This is a genomic window from Streptomyces sp. DSM 41931, from assembly GCF_050271085.1.
Lineage (GTDB): Bacteria > Actinomycetota > Actinomycetes > Streptomycetales > Streptomycetaceae > Streptomyces > Streptomyces albogriseolus.
Window position 1 is genome coordinate 3,763,108 of sequence record NZ_CP189902.1, and the last position, 15,511, is coordinate 3,778,618.

Annotated in this window: 12 protein-coding genes; 4 read left to right on the forward strand and 8 right to left on the reverse strand. The window is 71.3% G+C overall.

Translation table 11 applies throughout. The features are described from left to right. Window positions 1–58 precede the first annotated feature (58 nt). A complete protein-coding gene (locus ACP7TJ_RS17540; RefSeq protein ID WP_093764665.1) occupies window positions 59–754 on the forward strand; it encodes an NUDIX hydrolase in 696 nt (231 codons plus the stop codon). 45 nt (window positions 755–799) lie between these two features. Continuing rightward, window positions 800–1,999 carry a MarP family serine protease gene (locus ACP7TJ_RS17545; RefSeq protein WP_189911100.1) on the forward strand — a complete coding sequence of 400 codons (1,200 nt, stop codon included), beginning with the start codon at window positions 800–802 and terminating at the stop codon, window positions 1,997–1,999. A gap of 52 nt (window positions 2,000–2,051) precedes the next feature. On the opposite strand, the gene ACP7TJ_RS17550 is transcribed toward ACP7TJ_RS17545, so the two are convergent. The 6 genes from ACP7TJ_RS17550 to ACP7TJ_RS17575 form a co-directional block, all read right to left on the reverse strand. Continuing rightward, on the reverse strand, window positions 2,052–2,234 hold the full coding sequence (locus ACP7TJ_RS17550; RefSeq protein ID WP_246532096.1) for a hypothetical protein: 183 nt from the start codon (window positions 2,232–2,234) through the stop codon (window positions 2,052–2,054). Window positions 2,235–2,412: 178 nt separating this feature from the next. Continuing rightward, complete coding sequence (locus ACP7TJ_RS17555; protein ID WP_189911099.1) at window positions 2,413–3,363, reverse strand: alpha/beta fold hydrolase; 951 nt, start codon at window positions 3,361–3,363, stop codon at window positions 2,413–2,415. Then, window positions 3,360–3,848, reverse strand: a complete 489-nt coding sequence (locus ACP7TJ_RS17560; RefSeq protein WP_093764526.1) for a phage holin family protein — start codon at window positions 3,846–3,848, stop codon at window positions 3,360–3,362. Before ACP7TJ_RS17560 ends, ACP7TJ_RS17555 begins: the two co-directional genes overlap by 4 nt. Window positions 3,849–3,933: 85 nt before the next feature. Then, the gene (gene nhaA / locus ACP7TJ_RS17565) at window positions 3,934–5,367 is read right to left on the reverse strand and encodes a Na+/H+ antiporter NhaA (protein ID WP_386001937.1); all 1,434 of its coding nucleotides are present in this window, start codon (window positions 5,365–5,367) and stop codon (window positions 3,934–3,936) included. Window positions 5,368–5,590: 223 nt separating this feature from the next. After that, window positions 5,591–7,546, reverse strand: coding sequence for an acetate--CoA ligase (acs, locus tag ACP7TJ_RS17570; protein WP_427763770.1), 1,956 nt, complete (start codon window positions 7,544–7,546; stop codon window positions 5,591–5,593). Window positions 7,547–7,742: 196 nt separating this feature from the next. Further along, a complete protein-coding gene (locus ACP7TJ_RS17575) occupies window positions 7,743–10,202 on the reverse strand; it encodes a bifunctional SulP family inorganic anion transporter/carbonic anhydrase (protein WP_427763773.1) in 2,460 nt (819 codons plus the stop codon). 377 nt (window positions 10,203–10,579) lie between these two features. On the opposite strand from ACP7TJ_RS17575, the gene ACP7TJ_RS17580 reads away from it, so the two are divergent. Continuing rightward, window positions 10,580–11,854: a polysaccharide deacetylase family protein gene (locus ACP7TJ_RS17580; RefSeq protein ID WP_427763775.1), complete on the forward strand. Its 1,275-nt coding sequence runs from the start codon at window positions 10,580–10,582 to the stop codon at window positions 11,852–11,854. A gap of 3 nt (window positions 11,855–11,857) precedes the next feature. Here the strand turns inward: ACP7TJ_RS17580 and ACP7TJ_RS17585 are convergent, their stop codons facing one another. Next, window positions 11,858–12,838, reverse strand: coding sequence for an ATP-binding protein (locus ACP7TJ_RS17585; RefSeq protein WP_189911096.1), 981 nt, complete (start codon window positions 12,836–12,838; stop codon window positions 11,858–11,860). A gap of 101 nt (window positions 12,839–12,939) precedes the next feature. Between ACP7TJ_RS17585 and ACP7TJ_RS17590 the strand changes: the two genes are divergently transcribed. Next, entirely contained in the window at window positions 12,940–13,764 is an 825-nt protein-coding gene (locus ACP7TJ_RS17590; RefSeq protein ID WP_427763778.1) for an oxidoreductase, read from the forward strand. Between the two features lie 406 nt (window positions 13,765–14,170). Here the strand turns inward: ACP7TJ_RS17590 and ACP7TJ_RS17595 are convergent, their stop codons facing one another. Then, on the reverse strand, window positions 14,171–15,004 hold the full coding sequence (locus ACP7TJ_RS17595) for an HAD family hydrolase (RefSeq protein ID WP_167741172.1): 834 nt from the start codon (window positions 15,002–15,004) through the stop codon (window positions 14,171–14,173). Window positions 15,005–15,511 lie beyond the last annotated feature (507 nt).

Below are 15,511 nucleotides of genomic sequence, written 5' to 3' on the forward strand. Positions count from 1 at the left end.
GATCTCGGGACCACCGCGCGTTGGACCCGTGGGACGGGGCCGGACGACGGGGGTGGGCATGACGCGTGCGAGCGGGACGCAGGGGGGTCCGGTGACCCTGAGCGGGGACGGGCTGCCCGCGTGGCTGGACCCGGTGGTCCGCGCCGCCGAGACGGTCCGGCCCACGCAGCTGAGCCGCTTCCTGCCGCCGCGGGACGGCTCGGGACGGCAGTCCGCGGTCCTCATCCTCTTCGGCGAGGGCGAGCACGGTCCCGAGCTGCTGCTCATGGAGCGGGCCAGTTCGCTGCGCTCGCACGCCGGGCAGCCGTCCTTCCCTGGCGGCGCCCTCGACCCCGAGGACGGCGACCCGCAGGGCGAAGGACCGCTGCGGGCGGCGCTGCGCGAGGCCGAGGAGGAGACCGGGCTCGACCCGTCGGGCGTGCAGCTCTTCGGCGTGCTGCCGAAGCTCTACATCCCCGTCAGCGGTTTCGTCGTGACGCCCGTGCTCGGCTGGTGGCGTGAGCCCAGCCCGGTCGGCGTCGTCGATCCGAACGAGACGGCGCGGGTGTTCACCGTGCCCGTGGCCGATCTCACCCACCCGGACAACCGTGCGACCGCGATCCATCCCAGCGGCTTCCACGGACCGGCATTCCTGGTCGAATCGGCCCTTGTGTGGGGGTTCACCGCGGGGGTCATCGACCGGTTGCTGCACTTCGCGGGCTGGGAGCGCCCCTGGGATCGGGACAAGCAGGTCCCGCTGGACTGGAGGGCGTGACAGGGTGGGCGCCGTGCTGCGTAGGACGAGGCGAGGCTTGAATCGGTGAACGTGCTGGACATCCTGCTGCTGGTGGCCGCCGTATGGTTCGCCGTCGTCGGCTACCGACAGGGCTTCGTCGTCGGCATCCTGTCGGTGATCGGCTTCCTCGGGGGCGGTCTGGTCGCCGTCTACACGCTGCCCGTCATCTGGGACGCGATGACGGACAACGCCGAGGTGGGCACCACCGCCGCCGTCGTGGCGGTGGTGGTCGTCATAGTCTGTGCCTCCGTCGGCCAGGCCCTGACCACCCATCTGGGCAACAAGCTGCGCCGGTACATCACCTGGTCCCCGGCCCGGGCGCTGGACGCCACCGGCGGGGCCCTCGTCAACGTCGTCGCGATGCTCCTGGTCGCCTGGCTGATCGGCTCCGCCCTCGCCGGGACGACACTGCCGACGCTCGGCAAGGAGGTGCGCGGCTCCAGGGTGCTGCTGGGCGTGTCCCGCGCGCTGCCGGACCAGGCCGACATCTGGTTCGCCGACTTCTCCTCCGTCCTCGCGCAGAACGGCTTCCCGCAGGTTTTCAGCCCGTTCGCCAACGAGCCCATCACCGACGTCCGTCCGCCGGACCCGGCGCTGGCGGGCAGCCCCGTCGCCGCCCGCGCGCAGCGCTCCATCGTCAAGGTGACCGGCACGGCGACGAGCTGCGGCAAGGTCCTGGAGGGCACCGGCTTCGTCTTCGACGACCGGCGCGTCATGACCAACGCCCATGTGGTGGGCGGCGTCGACGAGCCGGTCGTGCAGATAGGCGGCGAGGGCCGGACGTACGACGCCACGGTCGTCCTGTACGACTGGCGGCGCGACATCGCCGTGCTCGACGTGCCCGACCTGGACGCGCCCGCGCTGCGGTTCGCCACGGAGGACGCGAGCAGCGGGGACAGCGCGATCGTCGCCGGCTTCCCGGAGAACGGCGCGTACGACGTCCGCGCGGCGCGGCTGCGGGGGCGCATCACGGCCAACGGCCCCGACATCTACCACCGCGGCACGGTGCGCCGCGACGTGTACTCGCTGTTCGCGACGGTCCGTCAGGGCAACTCCGGCGGCCCGCTCCTCACACCGGAGGGCGAGGTCTACGGCGTCATCTTCGCGAAGTCGCTGGACGACGCCCAGACGGGATACGCGCTGACCGTGGACGAGATCCGCGCGGACATCGTCAGGGGCCGCAGCGCCGCCCAGGAGGTGGACAGCGACAAGTGCGCGCTCTGAGCGGGAACCGGACCGGGGGCTGCCCGGACGTCAGGATCGGCCGGACGGACCGTCAGCCGCGCGGGTGACGCAGCCGGACCGATACCCAGCGCGCACGGCGGCGGAGAATGCGCGGGATGCCGACCCTGAGATCCGTAGCTGCCATCTGTGATGCACCGCCTCGCTGGTGGGAGCCCACACCGCTCGCCGAGCGGCGATTGCGGCTTGCGTCACTGAGTTCGTGCGTCCAGCCCATACCCGGACGTGTGCCCCCGCCCCAAGGTCCATAACCGCCTGAGGGGCCGCCAATTGGCCTATGCGCCAGGCAATTGGCGTTTGTAGGACAAGCGTTCAGGCGGAGGGGGTGGGAACGGTGCGGAGCGGGGCGCGAGCGGTACGGAACGTGTCCGTCCGGGCGCCGGCTGCACGGCTCGTCACCGGTCAGGCTCGGGATCCTTCAGCCAGTTGATCAGCTCGGTCGAGAAGGTCACCGGGTCCTCCTCGTGCGGGAAGTGCCCCAGCCCGTCGAACAGCCGCCAGCGGTACGGCGCTTCGACGTACTGCCCCGAGCCCGCGGCGCTGCGCGTGCGCACCACCGGGTCCAGCGAGCCGTGCAGATGCAGCGTCGGCACCCGCACCGGGCGCTTCATCCTGCGGTTGAACTGGATGCCGTCAGGACGGGCCAGCGACCGCACCATCCACCGGTACGGCTCGATCGAGCAGTGCGCCGTGGACGGGATGCACATGGCCCGCCGGTAGGTCTCCAGGGCCTGCTCGTCGGGCGGCTGCGGCCCGGACCACTCCTGGATGAGCCGCGCCACCATCGCCCCGTCGTCCGCGGTGAGCTGCCGCTCGGGGATCCAGGGCCGCTGGAAGCCCCAGATGTGCGACTGGGCGGCCGTCTGCCGGGCGTCGGCGAGCATCGAGGAGCGCCAGCGCCGCGGGTGCGGCATCGAGGACACCGCGAGTCGCCGTACGAGCTTGGGGCGCATCGCGGCGGCCGTCCAGGCGAGGTAGCCGCCCAGGTCGTGGCCGACCAGCGCGGCGTCCGGTTCGCCCAGGGAGCGGATGACGCCGGTGATGTCCAGCGCGAGGTTGGCCGGGTCGTAGCCGCGCGGGGTGCGGTCGCTGCCGCCGACACCCCGCAGGTCCATGGCGACGGCCCGGAATCCAGCGTCGGCGAGCGCGGTCAGCTGGTGCCGCCAGGTCCACCAGAACTGCGGGAAGCCGTGCAGCAGCAGCACCAGCGGGCCGTCGCCCAGCTCCGCGATGTGGAAGCGGGCGCCGTTGGCGGCGACGTCGCGGTGGACGAGTCCCGGGGCGTCCGGGAGGTCCAGGCGTACGACCGAGGCTGGTTGCGCCGAAGGAGTGGCGGGGTCCGTCATGAGGACGAGCGTGCCACAGCCTCGATGGCCTCGGGGCCACGGTGCTCGGGGAGGGCCGGCCGCGGGTGCGGCTTGGCCTTCTGCAGCACGCCGGCCGTCTCCTTCATCGAGGCGGCGACCTTCTGCGGGCCGCGGCCCTTCTTGGCCTTCTTGGCGAAGACGGCGCCGATCATGGCGAGGAGGCCCGCCAGGATGCAGTTCGCCAGGAACGACAGCAGGAAGCAGAGCGCCAGGTTCCAGTCGCTCCAGGTGCGGATGCCGTACGCCAGGGCGAAGTTGAGCATCGGCAGGGAGAACAGGAGCAACAGGCCGGCCATCGTGAACAGGCCGCCGCTGGTCGCGCCCCGCTTCACGTCCTGCCTGAGCTGCGCCTTCGCCAGCGCGATCTCGTCGTGCACCAGCGCCGACATCTCCGCCGTCGCCGTGGCGAACAGCTGGCCGATGCTGCGTTCGGCGCCGACCGGGCTGCCGTCGGGTGCGCTCATCGCGGTCTCCCTCTTCTCCGTACGCCTCGCGTACGTCCGTCGTGTCTGCGCGGGACGGTCCCGTCTTTTGTACCGTCTCGTCAGATCATGCCGGACCGTCGTGCCGATCGCCTGCCCCGCCCGGCACTTCCGCAAGCGCGTCTCGCGCGGCGGCCTTCTCCTTGGCGAGCCGCCTGTGCTCGGCGGCCTTCTCCTCGAGGATGCGGGCCATGCGCAGGTGGTACTCCGGGTCGTCCTGCTCGTAGATGTCCGGCACGCCGTCGAGGTCCTCGTCCCGCTCCTCCTCGTCGGCCAGCCTGCGGTACTTGGCGTTCCTGATCTTCAGCAGCACGGTCGCCAGGAGCGTGGCGATCAGTGAGCCGGTGAGGACGGCGGCCTTCACGCTGTCCGTCATCGTCGCGTCGTCCTCGAAGGCCAGCTCCCCGATGAGCAGCGACACGGTGAAGCCGATGCCGGCGAGGGTCGCCACGGCGAACACGTCCGGCCAGGCCAGGTCGTCGCTGAGCGAGGCGCGCGTGAAGCGGGACGTCAGCCAGGTTCCGCCGAAGATGCCGAGCGTCTTGCCGACGACCAGACCGAGGACCACGCCCAGCGTCTCGGGCTGGGTGAACACCTTGGCGAGCGCGTCGCCGGAGACCGCGACGCCGGCGCTGAACAGCGCGAACAGCGGGACGGCGAAGCCGGCGGACAGTGGCCGGACCAGGTGCTCGATGTGCTCGCCGGGGGACTGCTCCTCGCCCTCCTCGCGGTGGCAGCGCAGCATCAGGCCCATCGCGACGCCCGCGATGGTGGCGTGGACGCCGCTGTTGTACATCAGGCCCCAGATCACCAGGGCCAGCGGCACGTACACGTACCAGCCGCGCACCCGCTTGCGCAGCAGCAGCCAGAAGACCAGCAGGCCGACGACGGCGCCGCCGAGCGCCGCGAAGTTCAGCCGGTCGGTGAAGAAGACCGCGATGATCAGGATCGCGAACAGGTCGTCGACGACCGCGAGGGTGAGCAGGAAGGCGCGCAGCGCGCTGGGCAGCGAGGTGCCGATGACGGCGAGTACGGCCAGCGCGAACGCGATGTCGGTGGCGGTGGGCACGGCCCAGCCGGCGAGGGAGCCGCCGCCCCCACCGGCCGTGATCGTGTAGACCACCGCGGGCGCGATCATGCCGCACAGGGCGGCCACGACGGGGAGCGCCGCCGCCTTGGGGTCGCGCAGGTCGCCGGCGACCAGTTCCCGCTTGAGTTCGACGCCGGCGACGAAGAAGAAGACCGCGAGCAGGCCGTCGGCCGCCCAGTGCGCCACGGACAGGTTCAGCCCGAGCGACTCGGGGCCGAAGTGCCAGTGGCTGACGGTCTCGTAGCTGTCGCCCAGCGCGGGTGAGTTCGCCCATACGAGTGCGGCGACGGCGGCGAGCAGCAGCAGGACGCCGCCGACGGTCTCGGTGCGCAGGGCCTCCGCGACGAAGTTCCGCTCGGGCAGGGAGAGCGGACCGAAGGTTTTGCGGGGGGTGGGGGTGGGGGCGCTCACGGTGTGGTCCTCTGGTCGCTGGGCAGCACGAATCGTGTGCCGACCAGACTTCCCGGCGCTCCATGAGACAGCGTGTTGTGTTCTTGAGCGTAACCAACGGACGTACGGGCCGCACCAGCGGCATCGGCGTGGCCCGCGTCACAAGGGCGGACGCCCGGCGGACGGGACCGTCCGTGCCCCCACGAGCGGGGGCACGGACGGTCCCGTCCGCCAGGGTGCCCGGTCAGTCCTCGCTCGGCGCCGCCGGAAGCTTCGCCTGGATGAGGTCCATGACCGTGGAGTCCGTCAGCGTGGTGACGTCCCCGAGCTGGCGGTTCTCCGCGACGTCCCGCAGCAGACGCCGCATGATCTTGCCGGAGCGGGTCTTCGGCAGCTCGGCCACCGGCAGGATCCGCTTCGGCTTGGCGATCGGGCCGAGGGTGGCGCCCACGTGGTTGCGCAGCTCGCCGACGAGGTCCTCGGTCTCCGCCGCCGTGCCGCGCAGGATGACGAAGGCGACGATCGCCTGGCCGGTCGTCTCGTCCGCCGCGCCCACCACGGCCGCCTCGGCGACCGACGGGTGGGAGACCAGCGCGGACTCGACCTCCGTGGTGGAGATGTTGTGGCCGGACACCAGCATCACGTCGTCGACCCGGCCGAGCAGCCAGATGTCGCCGTCGTCGTCCTTCTTCGCGCCGTCACCGGCGAAGTACTTGCCCTCGAAGCGCGACCAGTAGGTGTCGATGAACCGCTGGTCGTCGCCCCAGATGGTGCGCAGCATCGACGGCCACGGCTCGGTGAGCACCAGGTAGCCGCCGCCTCCGTTGGCCACCTCGTTGGCCTCGTCGTCCACCACCGTGGCGGAGATGCCGGGCAGCGGGGTCTGGGCGGAGCCCGGCTTGGCGGAGGTCACGCCCGGCAGCGGGGAGATCATGATGCCGCCGGTCTCGGTCTGCCACCAGGTGTCGACGACCGGGGTGCGGTCCGCGCCGATGTTCTTGCGGTACCAGATCCACGCCTCCGGGTTGATCGGCTCGCCGACGGAGCCGAGCACCCGCAGCGACGACAGGTCGAACTTGGCGGGGATGTCGTCGCCCCACTTCATGAACGTCCGGATCGCGGTGGGCGCCGTGTAGAGGATCGTCACGCCGTACTTCTGGATGATCTCCCAGAAGCGGCCCTGGTGGGGCGTGTCCGGCGTGCCCTCGTACATGACCTGGGTGGCGCCGTTGGCGAGCGGCCCGTAGACGATGTACGAGTGCCCGGTGACCCAGCCGACGTCGGCCGTGCACCAGTACACGTCGGTCTCCGGCTTGAGGTCGAACACCGCCCAGTGCGTGTACGCCGTCTGGGTCAGGTAGCCGCCGGAGGTGTGCAGGATGCCCTTCGGCTTACCTGTGGTGCCCGACGTGTAGAGGATGAACAGCGGGTGCTCGGCCTCGAACGCCTCCGGGGTGTGCTCGCTGCTCTGCCGGTCGACCGCGTCGTGCCACCACACGTCGCGGCCCTCGGTCCAGGCGACGTCCTGGCCGGTGCGGCGCACGACGAGGACGTGCTCGATGCTCTCCACCCGGCTGACGGCCTCGTCCACCGCCGGCTTCAGCGCGGAGGGCTTGCCGCGCCGGTAGCCGCCGTCGGCGGTGATGACGACCCGCGCGTCGGCGTCCTTGATGCGGGTAGCGAGCGCGTCGGCGGAGAAGCCGCCGAAGACCACGGAGTGCGCGGCGCCGATGCGGGCGCAGGCCAGCATCGCGACGGCGGTCTCCGGGATCATCGGCATGTAGACGGCGACCCGGTCGCCCTTGCGGACGCCGAGCTCCAGCAGGGCGTTGGCCGCCTTGGAGACCTCGTCCTTGAGCTGGGCGTAGGTGATGGCGCGGCTGTCGCCCGGCTCGCCCTCGAAGTGGATCGCGACCCGGTCGCCGTGGCCGGCCTCCACGTGCCGGTCGACGCAGTTGTAGGCGACGTTGAGCTCGCCGTCCTGGAACCACTTGGCGAACGGCGGGTTCGACCAGTCGAGGGTCTCGGCGGGCTCCTTGGCCCAGGTCAGCCGGCGGGCCTGCTCGGCCCAGAAGCCGAGCCTGTCAGCCTTGGCCTGTTCATACGCCTCCGCGGTGACGTTGGCGTTCGCGGCCAGGTCGGCGGGGGGTGCGAAGCGTCGCTCCTCCTTCAGGAGGTTGGCCAGGCTTTCATTGCTCACGGCATCTGCCTTTCCCAGGGTGTCCGTTGTGTCCCAGGCCACAGCTCATCAGACCCGGGGGTACGCTGACAAGGGTCGACGGGAAATTGGTTTAGACCTGTCAGGGTCGTGTCGTGCGGCTGCCCGACACCCCTTCCCACGGGCCGGGGGGCAACCCGGTTCAAGAGGTGTAACGCCTCTCACATCCGGGCGTGTGTCACACCACCAGGTCCACGTCGCGTACCCGGTCGAAGACCCTCCCCTCCTCCTGCTCGGCGAGGAGATACGCCTGGGCCTCGCCCACGTGGAAGTACACCCCGTGCAGCTCGAGGCTCCCCTCCTTCAGCGCATGGGCGACCGATTCGTGGGCGCGCAGATGCTCCAGCTGCTGGACCACGTTGGTCAGGCAGAGCTGCTCGACGTCGTCGGCGGGAGGCCGCCCGGCCAGCCGGGGCGCGGAGGCACCGGTGTCACGCAGCCGCTCCAGGCTCGGCCCGCCGTGCCGCAGCCAGCGTCCGAGGGGCGTGGCGGCAGGGGCGGCGGGGGAGGCAGGGGAGGCGGGCCGGGAGTCGAGCAGGGCCTGCATGGCGCCGCATCCCGAGTGGCCGCACACCGTGATCGACCGCACCGCCAGCACGTCGACGGCGTACTCGATGGCGGCGGCCACCGAGTCGTCGCCGCTCTCCGCGCCGGGCGGCGGCACGAGATTGCCGACGTTGCGCACCACGAACAGGTCGCCGGGGCCGCTGGAGGTGATCATCGAGGTGACCACGCGGGAGTCGGCGCAGGTCAGGAACAGCTGCGACGGCCGCTGCCCCTCCCGCGCCAACCGGGCCAGCTCGCCGCGCACCAGGGGCGCCGTGCGGCGCTGGAACGTGCTGAGTCCGCGCGCCAGTTGACGGCCGCCCGGCGTGCGTCCGCGGGCCGGGGCGCTCAGGGCCCGGCCGGTCCGCGGGTCCGCCTCGCCGCTCTCCAGCGTCTCGTCCGGCCGGGCTCCGGCATCGTCCGGGGCGGGGGAGGGGCGGTCGCACTGGTGGTTGCGCCAGGCCGTCCAGGCGCGGCAGCGGCAGTCGCCGGAGGTGCCGGGCTCCCCGTCGGGCACCGGCCCGGAGGCGAGGGCACCGGGTTCGGCGATCCGTACTCCGGTGCGCCGGCCGGTGATCTCCACGGTGCCGCCGCGCGCGGTGTGCGTGCTCTGCCAGTCCTGCAGCGTCTCGTACGCCGCGTGGTCCATGAAGGACCCGTCCAGCGCCACCACCGCGTCGGCGCCTTGGGGCACGAGATGCAGCGCCCGGCTGAGCCGCGGCACCGCGAGGAACGTCAACTGCCCGCGCACATGGACGTGATGGACGCCGTCCTCCTCCGTGTGGGTGATCCGGGTCCGGGTGAGCCGGTGCAGGGCAACGCCGACCGCCGCGGCGATGCCGAGCGCCACGCCCTCCAGCACCCCGAGGGAGATCACCCCGAGGGCGGTGACGGCGTAGACCAGGACCTCGCGGTGGCGCGTCACCGTGCGGATGTGGTGCAGGGACACCATCCGGATGCCGACCGCCATGACCAGGGCGGCCAGCGAGGCGAGCGGGATCAGCTCCAGCAGCGGGACCAGCAGCAGCGCGGCGGCCACCACCAGGACGCCGTGGAGCATCGTGGAGTTCCGGCTGACGGCGCCCGCGTGGACGTTCGCCGTGCTGCGGACGGCGACGCCGGCCACCGGCAGACCGCCGAGGGTGCCGGAGACGACGTTGGCCGCGCCCTGACCGAGCAGTTCCCGGTCCAGGTCGGAGCGGACGACATGACCGGCGCCGGGCCGGGCGGACGCCAGCTTGTCCACGGCCACCGCGCCGAGCAGCGACTGCACGCTGCACACCAGCGTCGTGGCCAGCACGGCTGCGACGAGACCGAGCACCGGGCCCTCGGGCAGCCCGGCCAGCGCGTGGCTGCGCCACGACGGCAGGTCCACCAGGGGCAGCACCAGTCCGGCCGCCGCGGCGATCGCGGTGGCGCCGGCGACGGCGACGAGGGCGGCCGGCACCCGCCGCAGCAGGTGTCCGGCGCGGCCGGGCAGCCGGGGCCAGAGGAGCAGGACGGCCAGGGTCAGCACGCTCATCGCGAGGGCGGCGGGGTCGAGGCCCGCCAACTGGGCGGGCAGCGCCCGGAGGTTGTCGGGCACGGAACTCTGCGGCTCGCCCCCGAGCACGATGTGCGCCTGGGCGACGGCGATGGTGACGCCGATGCCGGCGAGCATGCCGTGCACGATCGCGGGGCTCACGGCGAGGGCGCCGCGCGCCACGCGCAGACAGCCGAGTCCGAGCTGGGCGAGGCCGGCGAGGACGGTGACGGCGCAGGTGGTGCGCCAGCCGTACTGGTGGATGACGTCGGCCGTGACGACGGTGAGTCCCGCCGCCGGGCCGCTCACCTGGAGCGGGGAGCCGCCGAGCCGTCCGGCGACGAGCCCGCCCACGGCCGCGGCGACCAGGCCGGCCTGCAGGGGCGCGCCGGTGGTGAGGGCGATGCCGAGGGACAGGGGGAGGGCGATGAGGAAGACCGCGACGGCGGCCGAGAGGTCGGCGCTCGCGACGCGGAAGCCCCGGCGGCGGCCGGGCGGCGGGCTGTGCGGAGGATGGGCTCGCTCGGTGTGCGCCGGCTCGGTGGCGCCGGCGGGGACGCAGGCTGACATGGACTCCCGTCTCCTTCGGGTCTGCGCGGTCGCGTGAGGGTGGGGCCCGCTTGGGCGGAGCGGTCGCGGCCGTGGGGCACGGCCCCAGAACGGCGGGACGAACGGTGGGACGAACGTGGGACGAACAGCGGGGCAAACGAGGGGACGAAGCAACTCTCGGTAAACAGATCGTAATTGAGAGTAAAGGACCGGCATAGACTTTCCGGGCAAATGGCGGCATGTGTCACTCCGAAGGGTGAAGCGGCCATTTCATCGGCTTGTCGTATTAATTCACTTCTTCTTTCCGTGCGACGTTGACGGCGCGGTCGGCATGGACCGGCGCAGCACCACACAACGCCTCATCGAGCTCGGCCCGAGAGAAGGAAGAAGGTGGGCGAATGGCCGCCACCCACAGGATCGTCACGGGCACCGTGATCACAGCGGTCTGCCTCGCCGCGCTCGCCGGCTGCGGAACCGGCGCCGACGGCGGAGGCGGGCAGGGCGGGCCGGAACAGGAGAAGGCACAGCCGGCCCCCGCGCCCAAGAACGTCGTCCGGCTGATCGGCGACGGCTCCACCGCCTACACCGGCGCCCAGCCGCACCTGCCGAAGCCGGAGCGGCTGAAGCCCGGCGAGAAGCCGCCGCAGTTCGTGGTGTTCTCCTGGGACGGCGCGGGCGAGGACAGCCAGAAGCTGTTCTCCCACTTCCGCAAGGTCGCCAAGGAGAACGACGCGACCATGACGTACTTCCTGAGCGGCGTGTACCTCCTGCCGGAGGAGAAGCGCGACCTGTACCACCCGCCGCAGCACTCGCCGGGCCGCTCCGACATCGGCTTCAACGACCGGCAGGGCATCGCCGACACCGTGAAGCAGCTGCGGCTGGCCTGGCTCGAAGGCAACGAGATCGGGACCCACTTCAACGGCCACTTCTGCGGCAGCGGCGGCGGGGTCGGCGAGTGGTCGGTGGAGGAGTGGAAGGAGGAGATCGCCCAGGCCAAGCGATTCGTGAAGACCTGGAAGACCAACGCCGGCATGAAGAACGAGGCGCCGCTGCCCTTCGACTACGACAAGGAGCTCGTCGGGGCCCGCACGCCCTGCCTGGAAGGGCAGAAGAACTTCATGAAGGCCGCCCGGGAGCTGGGCTTCCGCTACGACACCAGCGGCGTCAACAACCAGGTCTGGCCCAAGAAGAAGTCAGGGCTGTGGGATCTGTCGATGCAGCTCGTGCCCTTCCCCGGGCACTCCTTCGAGCAGCTCACTATGGACTACAACTTCATGGTCAACCAGTCCGGCACCACCACCCAGGGCGACCCGGACAAGCACGAGATGTGGGGCGACCAGATGCGGGACGGCCTGCTCCAGGGCTTCGAGCGCGCCTACCACGGCAACAGGGCGCCCCTGATCATCGGCAACCACTTCGAGTCCTGGAACGGCGGCACCTACATGCGGGCCGTCGAGGAGGTCATCGAGGCGGTGTGCACCAAGTCCGACGTGCGCTGTGTCTCCTTCCGGCAACTGGCGGACTGGCTGGACGCGCAAGACCCGGCGACCCTGGAGAAGCTGCGCTCGCTGAATGTCGGCGAGGCCCCGAAGAAGGGCTGGAAGGCCTTCCCGGCCTCCGGCCCCGCCCCGGCCCCCAAGGGCGCGCCGGGTTCCCCCGCACCGAAGGAGTGAAGCTCAGGCCCCGGCGGTGACGCTCTCGCCGAGCACGAAACCGGGGTCGACCTGCGCCGCCAGGTCGGCCCCGGTGCGCTCGTTCCCCCACGACTGGGCGTTCTTGAGGTGGAAGTGCACCATCTGGCGCGTGTACCGCTCCCAGTCCCGTCGCCCGTACGACGCGTCGGCGGCCTCGCGCAGCGTGCGCAGGGCGAGCCGGTTCGACTCCTCCAGGGCGGCGAACCGCGGCGGGCGGCCCTTCTCCATCGCCCGTACCCAGTCCGAGTGGCCCACGGTCACCAACAGGTCGTCCCCCGCCTCCGCGCGGAGGAAGTCGAGGTCGTCCGGGCCCTGCACCTTGTTGCCGACGACCTTCAGCGCCACGCCGAAGTCGCGTGCGTACTCCTTGTACTGGCGGTAGACGGAGACGCCCTTCCGGGTCGGCTCGGCGACGAGGAACGTCATGTCGAAGCGGGTGAACATGCCGGAGGCGAAGGAGTCCGAGCCGGCCGTCATGTCGACCACGACGTACTCGCCGGGGCCGTCCACCAGGTGGTTCAGGCAGAGCTCCACGGCCCCGGTCTTGGAGTGGTAGCAGGCGACCCCCAGGTCGGCGTCGGTGAAGGGGCCGGTGACCATCAGCCGGACCGTGCCGCCGTCCAGCCGCACCGGGCGCGCGCAGGCGTCGTAGACCGGGTTGTCCTCCTGGACCCGCAGCAGCCGTGAGCCCTCGCCGGGCGGTGTCGTCTTGATCATCGTGTCGGCGGACGCGATGCGCGGGTTGCCGCCGCGCAGGTAGTCCTTGATCAGCCGGAGGTGCTCGCCCATCGCGGGAAGGGCGGCTGCCTCGGACTCGTCGAGGCCCAGCGCGGCCCCGAGGTGCTGGTTGATGTCGGCGTCCACGGCGACGACCGGTGCGCCCTCGGCCGCGAGATGACGGATGAACAGGGAGGACAGGGTCGTCTTTCCGCTCCCGCCCTTCCCAACGAAAGCAATTTTCATGTTCACGAAGCGTAGTGGGTGAGTAGCTTTACGTCACGGCAGGGCGTGAAGAAGACCACTCCATCGTGGGGCGGGCGTCCGGGGTGCGTAGGGTCGTACCCATGAGTACGACGGGCGCGACCGCCGATCCCCTCGCGGCCCTGGGCGACCTGCCCGGTGTGGCCGACTCCGTGGAGTCCGTACGCAAGGCCGTGGACCGGGTCTACGGGCACCGGGTCATGCGGCGGCGCAGCAACGAGATCACCTCCGAGGCGGCGCTGCGCGGCGCCCGGGGTTCGGCGGCGCTGTCCGGCGCGGACTGGGCCCTGGAGGAGGTGCGGCGGCGCAGCGACTTCAGCGGCGACGACGAGGCGCGCACCGTGGGCGCGGCGCTGCGGCTGACGGCCGAGGCGGGGCAGCTGCTGTCGATCTGGCGGCAGTCGCCGTTGCGGGTGCTGGCGCGGCTGCATCTGGTCGCCGCGGCCGACAAGGCCGAGCACGTGGGCCGGCCCCGCCGGGCGGGCGAGCCGGTCGACGAGCCCGTGATCGATCTCCCTCTGCCGGGCGCCGAGGAGATGCACGGCCGTCTGGAGGGCCTGGCCGAGATCGTCATCGCGGGCGGTTCCGCGCCGGCGCTGGTGACCGCCGCCGTGGTGCACGGCGAGCTGCTGGCGCTGCGTCCCTTCACGTCCCGCAACGGTCTGGTCGCGCGCACGGCCGAGCGGATCGTCCTGGTCGGCAGCGGACTCGACCCCAAGTCGGTGTGCCCCGCCGAGGTCGGCCACGCCGAGCTGGGCCAGGACGCCTACCGGGAGGCGCTGAAGGGGTACCTGTCCGGCACGCCGGAGGGCATGGCGGCCTGGATCGCCCACTGCGGGCGCGCGGTCGAGCTGGGCGCGCGCGAGTCGACGGCGGTGTGCGAGGCGCTGCAGCGCGGAGCCGCCTGATCGGCCGGAAGATCACGCGGGCCGAGGTGGGGGGCCCGCGCAAAAATGCGGCGGTACGAATACTCGTACCGCCGCTGGCACGTCCACCGCGTTACCAAGCGTCCTCGATATGTGCCCATCAGGCCGGGGACTTTGCCCGGCCTGGTGCGGCTGGCCCGTAATCGACGGGTCGACGTCGCGTGGGTGCGCGGTTTCCATGCGCGGTCCGTGGGGCCTAAAGCGTTCTGGAGGTCGTCCTCTCGGACGTCCTTGGTCTCGCGGGCCGTCAGCTCCTTTGTACTCCGGCTTCCCGGAGAGGGGAAGTCCTGACCGCGTTCCTTTACTTTTCGGTTCAAACAAGCAGTAAACGGACGGCGAAATGGCGAACGCGCCCCGGGGCGGGACGCGCGACGAAGAAAAAGTACGTTCAGGCAACCGTCGAGCGGCGGCGGCTGGCGTACCAGACGAGGCCCGCGGTGGCCGCCGCCGCGCCTATCGCGGCCGCCGCGACAAGAGCGGGACGCGGCGGAACGGAGAACGCCGGGAAACGCTGCTTCAGCCGCACCGGACGGTGGAAATCGAGGATCGGCCACTCGCGCGCCAGTGCTTCCCGGCGCAGTGCGCGGTCCGGGTTCACGGCGTGCGGGTGCCCGACGGCCTCCAGCATCGGGACGTCGGTCACCGAGTCGCTGTAGGCGTAGCAGCGAGCCAGGTCGTAGCCCTCGGACGCGGCGAGTTCCCGGATCGCCTCCGCCTTGGTCGGGCCGTACGCGTAGTACTCGACCTCGCCGGTGAAACAGCCGTCGTCGCCCACCACCATGCGGGTGGCCACGACCCGGTCGGCGCCCAGCAGCTCGCCGATCGGCTCGACCACCTCGGCGCCCGAGGTGGACACGATCACCACGTCGCGGCCGGAGGCGTGGTGCTCCTCGATGAGCGTGGCGGCCTCGTCGTAGATGATCGGGTCGATCAGGTCGTGCAGGGTCTCGGCGACGATCTCCTTGACCTGCTGGACGTTCCACCCGCGGCACAGCGCGGACAGGTACTTCCGCATCCGTTCCATCTGCTCGTGATCCGCGCCGCCGGCGAGGAACACGAACTGGGAGTACGCGGTCCGCAGGACGGCCCTGCGGTTGATCAGGCCGCCTTGGTAGAAGGACTTGCTGAAGGTGAGTGTGCTCGACTTCGCAATGACCGTCTTGTCCAGGTCGAAGAAGGCGGCTGTGCGGGGCGACAAGTGGTTTTCCACGCCCTTGAGCATAGGCGCAGCCCATTCGGCGTAAGGTGTGGCGCGTGGGTTTGCCTGAGAAGGCCCTCGGGTACACCATGGAAGTCACGGATCGTTCGCGACCGTGCTAACCCGGTCCGACTCCTCCCCCCCCGAGTCGGCCGTGGGGACGACCCCCGCTCTCCCCCCCGGCGGGGGTCGTCGCATGTCCGGACGCATTTTCCGCCGCTTTCTCCCCTTCCTTGCCCCCGTGCGGGTTCATGCGAGGAATTGATTGTCATGCGCGTGACGGGTGACGGAGTGTAACGGTCAGGCTGCGCTGCGGTTATCGCACGCAAGCTATGACGGCCTCACCGGTATGGGTGACCGCGATATTCACAGCCAACGCCCCGTCCACAGTTTTCCACCAAGATCCCCACGATTTCCGGGACCGCTGCACTGTCATTCCCACGCGTCCCGCTCGCCGGGAGTTCACACCCGCTTCCGTGCTGCCGTGACGCGCACGGCCGGTCTTCGCCGGCCGGCCCGCGGGAGGCCGCA

Excerpts from the sequence above, each read along its gene's own strand:
- ACP7TJ_RS17540 (WP_093764665.1), top strand. The coding sequence starts at position 59 with ATGACGCGTGCGAGCGGGACGCAGGGGGGTCCGGTGACCCTGAGCGGG.
- ACP7TJ_RS17550 (WP_246532096.1), bottom strand. The coding sequence starts at position 2,234 with ATGGGCTGGACGCACGAACTCAGTGACGCAAGCCGCAATCGCCGCTCG.
- ACP7TJ_RS17555 (WP_189911099.1), bottom strand. The coding sequence starts at position 3,363 with ATGACGGACCCCGCCACTCCTTCGGCGCAACCAGCCTCGGTCGTACGC.
- ACP7TJ_RS17560 (WP_093764526.1), bottom strand. The coding sequence starts at position 3,848 with ATGAGCGCACCCGACGGCAGCCCGGTCGGCGCCGAACGCAGCATCGGC.
- ACP7TJ_RS17575 (WP_427763773.1), bottom strand. The coding sequence starts at position 10,202 with ATGTCAGCCTGCGTCCCCGCCGGCGCCACCGAGCCGGCGCACACCGAG.
- ACP7TJ_RS17580 (WP_427763775.1), top strand. The coding sequence starts at position 10,580 with ATGGCCGCCACCCACAGGATCGTCACGGGCACCGTGATCACAGCGGTC.
- ACP7TJ_RS17585 (WP_189911096.1), bottom strand. The coding sequence starts at position 12,838 with ATGAAAATTGCTTTCGTTGGGAAGGGCGGGAGCGGAAAGACGACCCTG.
- ACP7TJ_RS17590 (WP_427763778.1), top strand. The coding sequence starts at position 12,940 with ATGAGTACGACGGGCGCGACCGCCGATCCCCTCGCGGCCCTGGGCGAC.
- ACP7TJ_RS17595 (WP_167741172.1), bottom strand. The coding sequence starts at position 15,004 with ATGCTCAAGGGCGTGGAAAACCACTTGTCGCCCCGCACAGCCGCCTTC.